The 13,177-nt window shown below is 44.7% G+C and carries 8 protein-coding genes; all 8 read right to left on the bottom strand.

Annotated elements, in window-relative coordinates; genetic code table 11:
- Window positions 1–121: 121 nt before the first annotated feature.
- Window positions 122–1,261: a trans-sulfuration enzyme family protein gene (locus tag FYJ59_RS02895; RefSeq protein WP_154495183.1), complete on the bottom strand. Its 1,140-nt coding sequence runs from the start codon at window positions 1,259–1,261 to the stop codon at window positions 122–124.
- A 106-nt stretch (window positions 1,262–1,367) separates the two neighbouring features.
- A complete protein-coding gene (locus FYJ59_RS02890; protein WP_154495182.1) occupies window positions 1,368–1,532 on the bottom strand; it encodes a hypothetical protein in 165 nt (54 codons plus the stop codon).
- A 1-nt stretch (window position 1,533) separates the two neighbouring features.
- A complete protein-coding gene (locus FYJ59_RS02885) occupies window positions 1,534–1,857 on the bottom strand; it encodes a helix-turn-helix domain-containing protein (protein WP_154495181.1) in 324 nt (107 codons plus the stop codon).
- Window positions 1,858–1,867: 10 nt separating this feature from the next.
- Window positions 1,868–2,200, bottom strand: a complete 333-nt coding sequence (locus tag FYJ59_RS02880; RefSeq protein WP_154495180.1) for a type II toxin-antitoxin system RelE/ParE family toxin — start codon at window positions 2,198–2,200, stop codon at window positions 1,868–1,870.
- Window positions 2,201–2,506: 306 nt separating this feature from the next.
- Window positions 2,507–7,648 (bottom strand): DUF5057 domain-containing protein, encoded by a 5,142-nt coding sequence (locus FYJ59_RS02875; protein ID WP_154495179.1) that lies wholly within the window; start codon window positions 7,646–7,648, stop codon window positions 2,507–2,509.
- Window positions 7,632–10,082, bottom strand: a complete 2,451-nt coding sequence (locus FYJ59_RS02870) for a PulJ/GspJ family protein (RefSeq protein ID WP_154495178.1) — start codon at window positions 10,080–10,082, stop codon at window positions 7,632–7,634. Before FYJ59_RS02870 ends, FYJ59_RS02875 begins: the two co-directional genes overlap by 17 nt.
- Before the next feature lie 25 nt (window positions 10,083–10,107).
- On the bottom strand, window positions 10,108–10,683 hold the full coding sequence (locus tag FYJ59_RS02865) for a prepilin-type N-terminal cleavage/methylation domain-containing protein (RefSeq protein ID WP_154495177.1): 576 nt from the start codon (window positions 10,681–10,683) through the stop codon (window positions 10,108–10,110).
- Complete coding sequence (locus FYJ59_RS02860) at window positions 10,661–13,144, bottom strand: hypothetical protein (RefSeq protein WP_154495176.1); 2,484 nt, start codon at window positions 13,142–13,144, stop codon at window positions 10,661–10,663. Before FYJ59_RS02860 ends, FYJ59_RS02865 begins: the two co-directional genes overlap by 23 nt.
- Window positions 13,145–13,177: the final 33 nt, after the last annotated feature.

Here is a 13,177-nt window from a genome sequence, read left to right as displayed (position 1 = left end):
ATCGGTCGCATGCATTCTTCCAGACCTTCTGCACGCCCTGACACGTCGCATCGTTGCTAGCCCTCTGTGAAGCTCTCCACAGAGCTGGCTGAACTACTATGTATACCAGGTTACACCCACACTAAGCAAATGCCTGCTCTAAATCTGCCAGCAGATCGTCGATGTTCTCAATTCCCACTGACATTCTCAGAAGCTTCTCATCCACTCCCAATGCTTCACGTACCTCAACCGGTACATCTGCATGTGTCTGCTTCATTGGATAGGTCAGAAGGCTTTCCACGCCGCCCAGACTCTCCGCAAAGCGGATCAGCTTAACACTCTCCAAGATTTTAACAGCTTTCTCCGGGGAATTCAACCGGAATGAGATCATTCCGCCGTATCCGCTGCACTGTCTGTCAATCAGCGCCTTATCCGGTCTCGAATCCAGACCGATATAATATACCTTTTCCACTTCCGGTCTCTGTTCCAGCCAGTGTGCGATCGCAAGAGCATTTTTCTGATGCTGTTCCATACGTACAGCCAGAGTCTTGATTCCTCGAAGCAATAGCCAACTATCAAACGCAGACAGACAGGCTCCTGTCGTCTTATAAATATTGTTCAGCTGCTGATACAAGGCGTCATCCCTTACTACCAGGAATCCGGATAATGTATCGTTATGTCCTTCCAGGTATTTCGTACCGCTGTGCACTACAATATCCGCACCTAACGTAAGCGGCTTCTGAAAATACGGGGATAAAAAGGTATTATCAACAATCAGAATACAACCATGCGCGTGTGCCAATTCTGCGATTGCCTGAACATCTGCGACCTTCATCATAGGGTTGGAAGGTGTCTCGAGATAAATCGCCTTCGTCTCCGGACGTATCGCCGCCTTCACATTCTCCACATTTGAAGTATCCACACAATCTACCGATATTCCATTCTTATGGCTGATCGTGTTCCAAAGTCTTAATGTACCGCCATACAGATCATCCGTAGCAATCAGATGATCCCCGGGAGAAAAAATCTCCATCAATGCGGTGATCGCTGCCATACCGGTAGAAAATGCCAAAGCTTCCGTTCCCTGTTCCAACAGGGCAACCGTCTTCTGCACTTCATCTCTTGTAGGGTTACCGCAACGGGAATAATCATATCCTGTGCTCTTACCCAATCCCGGATGCGCATACGCCGCATTCTGATAAATCGGCATACTGATGGCCCCAAACGGATCCCTTCTCTCATTACTTCCCTGGACACAAATGGTCTCTGCTGCAAATGCCATCTTTTTCTCCTCCTATGCCTATGTATAATACTATATTTTATATTCCTACTGCTCCGGTAGGTATAGTATATTTTTAGCATAGTGAGAAATAAAAGTCAATATCTTTTTACCAATAAAGCTTCATCTGTTCTTCTGCTTCCTTTTCTGAAATTCCTCGTCTCGTATACTGGTCAAACAATTCACACATGCTGATCTCATCCTCCTCTTTGATTCCCATTTCTTTTAATACATCTCCGGTATCATCATAGTCACGGATTTCGTTTTTATACAACCTACGCTTCCGCCCTTACAAACGGATATTTTTCTACCAATTCTCTATCCATTTCCATCATGCTCAGTATTCTGCTGGCTGCTCCGGATGGATGGTTGGTTCCCGCTTCCCAAGCCTCTACTGTCTTTTTCGTAACTCCCAGATACCCAGCAAAAGAGCTTTGGGACATGCCTACCGAATTTCTGATCTTTTTAACCTGATCTGCCTGATACTCTTTTACCGGCAGAATGGTTACTGTACGTCTGCTCAATTTTTTGTTCGCCGCCTGGGCATCATCCACAGCTTCCTGCAACCCGGTCATAATACTTTCATATACACTTTTCATTTTTTTACTCCTATATGCTTTTCTCCAGGACATCAATCAGCTTTCTGATTTCATTTTTCTCTTCTTTTGACAAATTATCTTTTTGATTTTTAGAATATACCGTAATCAGATAAATAGTCTCCTTGACTACAAAATAAACATAACATACCCAGACACCTCCGCTTTTACCCCGATGTTCAAATGCAAAGCGTGCCTTCCTTAGTCCACCGGTTCCTTGTATCACGGGATATTTATCATGCTTCATCATAATATCAAATTCCAGTCTTCTCAAGTCATCATCATTAAACCCCAAAGCATCCCATCGAAATGAAAATTCATCTGTTTGTATAAAAGTTCTTGTCATTTTCCTCCTTTGTTTTACCCTATTATATAGGGCAATGTCAACTTTCGTTATATACTCCTCACTGTACAAAATATCAAAAAGTGAATTTGCGGCGATACGCCATCGACTGCCCTTACACGTCTAAGTTTTTTAGAATATTGCCTATTCAGACTTTCTTAAGATGTGACTACTATAGCACATGCATATCGATTCTGCAAGAAAATTACAGGTAATAAACTATACAAAAACAGAGCTGCGGAAATTGGATATTTTCCACAGCTCTTCTCTTTGTGCAATATTACTTACTACTATTTTCTGAATCTTTCATCAGTTCAAATCGAATAATTCCTGTGCACTGACACTCAGACCGGCAGTGGAACCGGCCGTTGTCTTTCTGCCATTATCGTACAACGTATAGACGTATGCGTAAATGGTCTCCGCACCGGCATCTGTCTTCAATGCCATGGAAGCATCGTCAAATAACCCTACCTCAGATAATGGATATTCCAGAACATACATACTACTGTTATTCACAACATAGTGCCCATCGGAAGCCGTCAGGCTATTGCCGGCGCTGTCCTTTACCGTGATGGCTTTCAGCGGTACCATCTTCTGTCCGTTTATCTCCACAACTCCGGTATCGCCGTCCTCTGCGGATTTATAGAATTCCACGCAGACCTGCGGATCTCCCGTCAGTACATTATTATCCTCAGCGCGGAATCTGACACTTAACCTGTCACCCTGATTCTCTGTTTTTAAGATCATTTTATTTACCGGGTCATAAATCATATAGGTAGAAGTTATCTTATTCCCCTGAGCATCCTGGAAAGATACGGACGGTACCGAGATTCCCGCATTGTAAGCAGCTACCATAGTGTTGATGAACAGCTTTGCCTCCGCTGCACTCTTCGGCTTAGAATGGCCTGCACCGGAATAAGTTACATTACCCATGTTGTAAATATAGTAGTTGTTCACAACGTCGTTCGGCAGAATATTGTAAATATCTTTTGTAGTTCCTTCTACTGCCCCGAGACAATACCATACCACGATATCGCACTTACCATCATTATCGCGGTCCAGCTCCATATTGGGCTGTAGCCATTGATAATGGGTATTGCTTATGGACAATGTCTTTCCAATCTGATACGGATACTGCGTGATTTGTCCTTCGTTCACCAAAGATGCCGTCATGCAATTGGCCAAATCCTTATTATTGTTATTCTTATCGTTCTCGGTATCTCCATTGGTATATTCTCCAAACAAAGCGTTTTTACTTTTCTTCTTTGCTTTACTGTTACCATACCAGGCATCCCGTAACAAGTCATTTCGAATTGGGAAGCAGAATGACGTACTACTATTGCTGCTAAGAGCCTTTAATTGCTTACGAAGGAAGCGCACTGCCGTATATCTGGTCAGTCCTTCTTTCTGCCCCAATTCGGTATTTCCACCCGGCTGTTTGATTTCATCATAATCATAGTTTTCCAGTGTCTTCAGATAATCCAGATACCGCTGTTTTTCCTCAGCTGATACATTGGAGCTGTTTGCCATTCTGGAATAATATTCCTTCAACGCACCATATCGGTCCAGTCCGACCGCTGCACGGATGGTCTTGTTGAATTCATATCCCCAGGACCAATCTTTGCCTATTGCGGAGATGCTGTTCACATAGGAGCTGGCATCATGGGTAAAAAGAACACTTTTTCCGGATTCAATATAGTCTCTGACTGCACGTGCAAATGCAATATTTGCCGCAATATCCGCGCCTCCATACTCATTCGTTTCCCACTTCTTCGCCTCATCTGCCGATATTGTTTTTCCAAACTGATAATTATCTGCAAATCCCAAAATCAGCATATTATACTTTTCCATATAAGAGGAAGCACCCTGATACCAATTGTTACAAAGTTTATATTTGTCACCATTATTAGGACTTTGATTTAGTTGATATTTCCATCCTTTTTCCCAGTTGTTCACCGGATTATCCGCTTCTATCAGCTCCTGCATGATCTGGGATACCGTCCTTGAATCTACCTCAATTTCCCATCCGTCCAGGTCTTTGGTATACTCATAGAACAGTCCGCTCTCGTCCTTCAATTCCTGTCCAAGATTCCACTCATTATCATCCTCTGACACAATCTGCAGGATCTTGATTTTCTTCGTACCAATCGGAACAGCGGTATATCCGGACTTTGCAGTTCTTACCAACTTGTCCGAATTATCATAAAACACCAGTTTCCATGGAATCACACCTACATAATCACCGGGAAGTGTACGTTCCAGCTTATACACTTTTCCAGTCTGCAGAGCATATCCATAGTTCCCCGAAGCGTCCTGTACCTGTTCCAGACGTTCCCATTCGGATCCATTCCTTACATATACTTTCAGACCCGTCAATTCTTCCGAAGTATTGGTAATCTTGCCTGGTACATAATCCGATCCGGAAAATCTGCCGTCCGCATTTCGATCCACGAACAGTTTACAGTCATAGGTCGTACCTGTCAGCGATAAGGCAGAGTCATTCTGCAATGTAAATACATAACGCAGTACATAATCTCCACTTTCTGATTTCAGATATGCGGTGTTCTGTCCATCCTTCCCATAATTTAATGCTACCGGATAGGCAGAAGCTTCCAGTCCTTCTACCCACGTCATGGTAAGCTTGGACAGATTCAGATAATTGCAGAAAGCACTTTGTCTGTCTTTCAACTCCGTACCCAGTCCGGACACTTCCCCGGTCAGTTGACTCTGCGTAAACACATTTTTCTGCCAGAATTTATACTGTCCCTGATCTGTCGTACTCAGGGCATACTGTACCAGCTTATAAAAATAGGAATTTATATCTAATTTTTTAGTATCGGCGACATAATATCCACCGCTTGTCGTTACGTACTGATCTGCCAGAATCACAGGATAACCGGCATCAATATACTGCTTGAATTCTTCATATCTGGTGGAATTAATATCATTTCCGGGCCCTCTGTATATATTATCACTGTGATTCAGGGAATCATCCCGCAATCTGGCCTTATCATCGTCGGCTTCTTTGCTATAGGAATATTCATCCCCCACATGATAATAGATCAGTCCCAGTTCATTCATCGCGGTATCATTGAATTTCGTGGTGGTCTTGCCATTTTTTGTCTCCGTGTTCATCCCGCCGATATAATCACCCATATAGATCAGATCATATTTTTCATTGAGATCCTCTATTTTACCAATAAATTCCGCAGAAGTCGTATGCGTAATATGGATGTTGCCCGACGTGTAATCCGGCATTCCCATAAATGTCTTGACCTGATCCTCTGTAAGAACCTTTCCTTTTTTGTCAAAATCATAGCTCGGCTGCAGATCCAACACATTCAGTTCCGACTTAACAGTGGTTCTGTGCATATACCAGTTCAGAATATATCTGGTAATAGATGCCTTACTGATCTCTTCAACCATCTGTGCTGCATTGTTGTTGTTTTTCTTAGCCAGGAAATTCTCGTACTGAATCTCTTTTAATACTGCTCCGAAGGTTGCTGCTTTCGCCGCATTCCCTTTACAGTCAGTCAGGAAGTCAGAGGCAACATAAGGCGTTGCACTGTCATCATTCAGGTAAACATTATCATATAAAGCCTCTTTCACGGAATCGCCCAGGCTAAGCGAAGCTGCCGTCTGCCCGTTGTTCCAGTAAGCATCTCCCTGAGAAGCAACTTCTTTGGCAATACTGTCATCGGAAACCTTCAAGATCGTCAGTGCCATCTGTGTCAGTATCTTATTATTCTGATTATTATTCGGTTCCTCAGCCAGCGTTTTATTTTGGCTGTAAAATCCGTAATCCATGACTACCGGTACTCTGTCTGCATTATTCCGCTCACCGGTAGTATCCTTAATACCGAATATCATCTTCGTCAGAGCGGTTGCTGCAGAAGTCATATTCACAGATTCCGCTGCATAACTTCCCCTGCCGGAGAGATAGATCAGATCCACATCATCCAAATTAATTCCATAATATGCCTGTGAATCTGTGGCAGTCAGCTCTGCCAGCTGTGCCAGGGTCAAAGTCGTCACTTCGATATTAAAATCATTGACTTCTCCACTGTAATCGGTATCCTTCTCATAGCGGCTGCTTCCGGACAGATTTAAAACTTCCTTCTTAAACCATTCCTTATTATAAAAGCCACCACTGTAAGTCACCGTTTCAAAAACATTCTTACTGTTATCACCGATAAAGTCATAGGTATCCTGTGCGATAAAATCCGCATCAATCCCCTGAACCTTTACCGTTGTCGTACCGTTTCCTACTTTTACATACCGGCCGGCGGCATTCTCTGTATAGACATCACTAAGGCGGAAATCCGCATCGGACACACAACTCACCTTAGAAACATAATACTCACCATTCGCATCCTTATCAAAATACAAAAATTTTCCATCTGTAATCTGTTCAAAGGTATAGGTCTCCCCTACTTTTTTCGCCCATAAAACAGATGATGCTGTTGAACGGTTATAGACATACAAATTGGCTGAAGTGCCACTCTGTGTAGTAATGCCGGGATCATTGCCTGAGGCCGTTGCCGCTGCCGGGTCATTATCAGATAATGATCTGGTAACGCCGGAAGCATTTTCAGAGTTCTCTACGGATGCGGAAGACGGATCCCCCTGTACAATCGTTCCCAAATACCTATAGCTTGTGATACTACCGCTTACTTGTTCTGCATACACCGCACGCCCAATATAATTGCGAGGTACAAATTCAGCCGGGTTGGTAATATTCATACTACCGTTTTCGCCGTTATAATATTGCAGACTGTAGCGGTCAGCTGCATACGCCTCTGTTACTTCCGTGCCATTCTCCACACGCATGACCATCGTGGCCGAAGTCCATTTAGTAAACGTAGGGATTACTCCCTGCATTACTGCATTCGTACCATTTGTAGCCTCCACTGTACTCTTCCGGTCATAACGGGTCTGTCCCTGAGGGTCTTCAGTATCCTGCAGCATTCTATAAGCGGAGCCGCCGGTCACATAATTATATCTTCCCTGCGTGCCGCGGGCGACAAAACTGCCCCGAATATCTTCTGTCCGGGAGCCACTTCCTTCCTGATAGGGATCCAGCCGGCTGACAGGACCATTTCCGATCAGATCCTTGAAATTCTCAGTTCCCACCTGGCTCTGCAGCTCCTGCATGGTCTTATTACGTTCCGATGCCGCCGGCAATTCAGATAATTTTCTCCCCTCGCTTACCGGTTCTTCTCCACCGATCAGATAACCGATGGATGCATTGCTTTTATCCGCAACAATTTCCAGAATATGAAATGTATCACCCTGCGTCTGTTTCTCCTGTACCAGCTGCTGAATCCCCGGCAGTGTCATCTCCTGTGCACTGGCTTCTATAGAGCCATAGCTCTGGCAGACTCCGGCTGCCAAAGCTATGGTGAGAACTCCTGCTATGCACTTTTTTACATAACTATTTTTGTGTTTCATTCTTTCCTCTCCAGAATATCGTAGTGACACGATTGCCCATCGTCTGACCGGAACGGCTGTCAACAAATTTCAGATATAATTCTTCGTTCTGTTCTTTCTGATCTATGATCACCGGTACTACATAAGTCTCTTTTCCATTCAAATATCCCGGTTCATGTACCGCCATTCGTCTCTCAGTTCCATCGGCATTTGTAACAACATTTTGGGCATTTCCAAATGTTGTTCCATCTCCCAGTTTTTTATCTGCGAAAATAACAGCCACCAGGGGAACCGGTTTTTCAGCGTGCCCAAATGCACCTCTTCCATGATCATATCCATAGATACTTACATAGTAAACATTATAGTAACTCGCGTTAGACCCCTGACTGATATCGTAGGATCTGTTACCATCTGAAAAATAGAATTCACAAGCCGGAATCAAAACATATGTTTCCGCGATCAATCCGTTCTTATCCCACGCTTGAAGCTTTAATTCGTATTTTCCGAAATCAATATACCACTTTGCATACATTGAGGCATTGATTCCTGTCGTCGTTGCATACAGATTACGGGTATATGCAGGTGCAGAATATCCCAAAACACTTTCCGGGATCATTGTATCTTCATAATCTCCAAGACTGCCTGCCGCATTTGCGAATCCGACCCTTCGATCCATCCCCTTGTCTGCACCCTTGTTATCCAGTGTAGGATTTGCCACAGCCAATCCCACCTCTACATCATTGACAATCTTCCAGGTTACGTCCTCTGCCTTTCTTTCAGGATGATCCTTGGTTATATAGTTCTTTAATGTAACATCTATTTTTCCATTTCGATTCAACACGAACTGCGAGCTGTCAATATACGGATCCTTCGTAGCATCTTCCACATTCAATTCCGGAATGACGATATCAACATCCGGATATATGAAATCAGTGGGTGATAACTGCACAGTTGCAATAACCCGGATCGTCTTTCCTGTATTATAGGAACACTTTAAGCATTGTCTATAAATAGACGGATTTTTTGCTGTTTCCTCAAAGGTATATCCATCAGGATTTCCTGCCACTTCCCAGGTTATGATCGGATATGTATTTCCATCCGAGCCCTTGGCTTTTACTGCACCGGTCAGGCATTCCAGATCTGCACACCATCCTACTTTTTCTTTTCCGGTAACCGGATCATTATAGGTATATGTCTTCAACGCATCACGGATCAGCGTTGCGTCATACAGTCCCCTGGCTTTAGTCACCGTTACATATCCATAGGCTTTCCAACTATTGTCTGCATTGGCAGTGCAGGTGACTTTTAAGGCTCTGACGCCTGCCCGCTCGTCCGCTGCGATAGTCAAAAGTCCGGTAACCGGATCGATACTGGTGCCGGAGGATTTCGCATATCCATCCACTCTTTCCACATTACTCCAGGTCACGCCTAAAGCCTCTGCCGCCGGAGAACCGACTAATGTATAGGTATACTGTTGCGTCTCTCCTCTTAATAGCTCTACATATTCCGGTGACAGTGTCAGTGACTTGATCTCCACCTGCTTGACATTGATGGTGGTAGTTGCTGTGAAGGTAGGATCTGCATTCAGCACACAGGTGACCCTTAAAATATCATTTCCAATAGTTTCTTCTGCACCAACGGATACCGTACCCTTATTATTGATAGAGCTCTTATCACAGGCTGTACCATCTACACGGCTCAGGCTCCAGCTTACCCCCTGTTTCTTAGCCAATGCAACTGCTTCCGGTTCGCCTTTCAACTCATAGTCGAATCGTTTGGTAGCTCCCTGCTCCACCGTAGGATTGGTGGGAATGACCGTCATTGACTCCAGCCAGATATGCTCCGCGGTATCCTCCGGCAGTGCATTTCTCAGCTTAATTGTTTCGGAAATCTGATATGTTTTATCCTGATACGCAAACAGCATGTTCAGCATAACTTTTCTCTTAGATCTGGCCTCACTTAAATTCACCTGAAAAGAGCTGACGTGCTCGGCCATCAAAGCAGGTGCCGCTGTTGCGAGATCTGCTTCTGTCGCTGCTTCATAGAGATATATCTGATTAGCATTTTCATACTCTGTTCCGGTATTACTGCTCCCCTGCCAGCGGATCATATATGCATTATCATTGTTAACCAGGAGGAGTTCATTGACCCGTGCCTGCACCTCATTGCCGGCATCATCCTTCGCCGGATTACCATCCAGATCCACTGCAGTTCCGGTAGTTTTTGTGAACTTGATATCCTTCTCCACATCAATGATCAGATCGATCATCTGATTGGCTGCCAGCTGCGCTTCTTCCTGTAATGTCAGTTCCTTGTTGCCACGCAGATACGAATTATTGCCGGCCACGATAAACGCGCCTACCGATCCTGCCACAATGGTCATGATCGCCAGACACACGATGATCTCTACCAGCGTAAATCCCTTGTTTTCCATTTTCTTTCGTATGTTCTTCATGGTCAACCTCCTTACACAAATCCGCTTATTTTGTCACAATCTTACCGGTTCTTCCCACTGTTGTAATTTCTATCCTTCTCGTTCCGTTGCTGACTACTATCCGCTTACAGAAGTTCTTCTTGGCTCCTCCCGCCTCACAGGTTCCCGCTTCGAAAGCTCCCGATGCACGGTTAAACACCAGATGCAGTCCTTGTGTTGAAGAAGCATAGGGCAAGGTTCCCTTTAATTCCGTCAGGGAGTAAGCATGCGTGTCATCATCATCGAAATACACCTGAACCTGAATGGGATCTCTGCCCACCACACGGTCAGAAACCTGAGTCAGGGTTCCGTTTATCACCTGATATACCATTGCATGATATTCCTTATCTGTACTGTCATAGGAAATCACACATTCCACATTATTCTGTTCTTTTCCCAGCGTCAGCACCCTGGCTCTCTCTATCGTAGATACGATCTCATCCGCACACTTTCTTACCCTTCGGCCGGTCAGTGTACCCACGGATAATCCCGCCACTGTCACCACGATTGCCATAATAGCAATGACAATGATCAGCTCCACCAGGGAAAAACCGCTGTTTTTATTGTTTCTGCCAATTCTCATATACGATCAGGTCTCCCAGATTGATTTCTGTATTTGCATAGGTCTGATGATCCGGCTGCAGGTAGCCTTCGCCGCCTTTCAGAAAATCCACCACATGATATTCCACCGTATTGCCGCCGGCTGCGGTAATCTCTTTGGAATAGGTCAGTGCCTGTAACACCGCATTTTTATCTGCATTCACCTTTACATTCTGCCCCAGACGGATATTGCCGCCGGCGATAATGATTCCCTGAAAATCCTTCTCCACAGTCACATCACCGCTGACCAAAATCAGTCCCTTGGTAAATTTCGCATATTCCGTTGCGGAATAGGTATAATCCCCATCTACGATCACTGCCTTACATTTCGGGTCCACAGAGCCCTCGAAATATTTGGAAGCATCTATATCCGAACTGCCACCGTGTAATACGCCGCCAAAGGTTAGCAATGTGCTGTGATCCACCAGGTTCGTGTATGCATTGGCACTGTCCGCTCTCTCAGCCTGTGTCACTTTCTCATATACATCCAACATTTTCTTAGTCAGTGCCTTGAATTTATTCTGATCCGCTTTCAGGATCGCCTGATATCCACTGTTGGAAGCATCTGCTGTCAGCGAATCCTGACGCACATTTTCGCGGCTGCCGGTGGTCTTCGCATCATCATACATGACCACATTGCCTGCCAGATGCATGATATACGCTCCGGAGCCTTCCTCACGCAGTTTGATCGCCTTTGTATAAATGCCGGTATAGGCTTCCATGGTACTCTGATTCATACTGTAATAATCCCGGAAATAACGATTAGCATTACTTCTGGAGCTGTCAGAACCCGCGTCAAAATTTACATAATAATAAACCAATGTGATCTTACTGTTCAACCGTTTAAAATACTTCTCTATATTTCCGGATGTGATTCCGTAGGAAGCCAGTGTATTTCCTTTTAACGCCTCACAGGGTACATCCAGTGCCACATCGATTACATCATCACGAAGCCTGTTATTATTAACATCCCAGATTTTATCATTGTACTCTTCTAAAGTGATAGGATTGCTCTTCTGTGACAGTACAGACCCACCGGAAGTACTTCTGCCAATGCACTCTGCGGGTACCAGATAAGCCAACTGATCGCTCTTCACGGCAATAGACTGTCCCATCATAATGTCACTGACATTCTCTCCTGCGGTATTCGTAGCTGCCCCGGAGGTACCTCCGCCCGTTTTCAGGGATATGTAAGAATTTCCTGCCAGCGTCAGGTTACGCAGCTGATTCAGATAAATCTCAGTATTGGTACCGTTGACAATGATCGCGCTGCTGTCACCATCACTGCCATCTCCGAATCCCACATATTCCCCGGTATATTCTTCATTCAATAACGCTCCCGCGGAAAAAACATTATCTGCACCGCTCATGATCAGATCATTCGCTACATATACACCATTTCCGTTAAAACGAATCGTTCCTTTACTACCGGCCTTGATCGGACTACCACCATGCATGGTGATCGATCCCGCCCACAGTTCGCCATACTGATCGGCATTCAGGGTTGCTCCCCGCCCCAGATACAGTTCTGACGCAGCGATCATGCGCTTGTCCGGATTCTCCTTGCCAGTCGGTTCCTTCAAATCTACAGTAACATTACTGCCTTCGCCCTCTTTGGTACTGCCTACGATGAAACGATCTGCATAAAAGCTTCCGCCGATCTCATTCTGGCTTGGCAGATTCGGATCTGTAGGTAATGCCTGGATGGAATCCTGCGCGATCATGGAGATTCCTGTAATGGAAGGTACTGTCACTGCCTGGGAGAAATCAATCTCAGGCACTTTGATCCGCAGATCCGTCTGAATAACAGAGACATAACCGCTATCATCGGTATATGTCACCCGCAGAGCACAGATTCCCAGACCATCCTTATACAGTTTCATTCTACCTTTGGGATTTTCTGCAGCGGTTATTTCCAGTCCGTTGCGGTCCGTCACTTTTACCGTGCCACTCTCGTCCAGATAGATTCTCCGCCAGCCACTTTCATCCGACAGATCGTCCAGTGAGGTCGTCTCCAATACGGTACGGCTGCGTACCTCAGGAGTCAGACAATCTGTTCCGAAAAATTTCGTCAGATCATAATAATTTGTGTCCGTAGATCCGGCCAGCATATATTTTGACTGCATATCCGTCAGAAAATAATAACGCAGCTTGCTTGTCTTTTCCTCTGCACTGGTACTGCTGTAATTCTGTAATACATTTTCGTACGCATTTCCCACTGATTCCGAAATCTGTGTTCCCATATAAGATCGTATCTCATCCAATACAGTCTCAGCAGAATAAAAATTGTCCTTTGCCTTCAGATTGTTGACCTTCATCTGATAGTTCAACAGCGACATATACATCAAAACACTGGCTAAAATGCCAATAAAGGCCATAGCTATGATCACAACGACCAAAGCCGAGCCTTTATTATCTGTTTTTCTTCTGCCACGTATTTCCATGGTTCTACTTCCTTCCGGTTCCTAATCTAACGT

It is taken from the genome of Waltera intestinalis (genome assembly GCF_009695995.1).
Taxonomy (GTDB): Bacteria; Bacillota; Clostridia; order Lachnospirales; family Lachnospiraceae; genus Acetatifactor; species Acetatifactor intestinalis.
Note: the sequence above shows the minus strand (reverse complement) of the source record. Positions and strands in the feature narration are given on the sequence as shown.

Coding starts and splice junctions, on each gene's coding strand:
- FYJ59_RS02895 (WP_154495183.1), bottom strand. CDS start 1,261: ATGGCATTTGCAGCAGAGACCATTTGTGTCCAGGGAAGTAATGAGAGA.
- FYJ59_RS02865 (WP_154495177.1), bottom strand. CDS start 10,683: ATGAGAATTGGCAGAAACAATAAAAACAGCGGTTTTTCCCTGGTGGAG.
- FYJ59_RS02885 (WP_154495181.1), bottom strand. CDS start 1,857: ATGAAAAGTGTATATGAAAGTATTATGACCGGGTTGCAGGAAGCTGTG.
- FYJ59_RS02880 (WP_154495180.1), bottom strand. CDS start 2,200: ATGACAAGAACTTTTATACAAACAGATGAATTTTCATTTCGATGGGAT.
- FYJ59_RS02870 (WP_154495178.1), bottom strand. CDS start 10,082: ATGAAGAACATACGAAAGAAAATGGAAAACAAGGGATTTACGCTGGTA.
- FYJ59_RS02875 (WP_154495179.1), bottom strand. CDS start 7,648: ATGAAACACAAAAATAGTTATGTAAAAAAGTGCATAGCAGGAGTTCTC.
- FYJ59_RS02860 (WP_154495176.1), bottom strand. CDS start 13,144: ATGGAAATACGTGGCAGAAGAAAAACAGATAATAAAGGCTCGGCTTTG.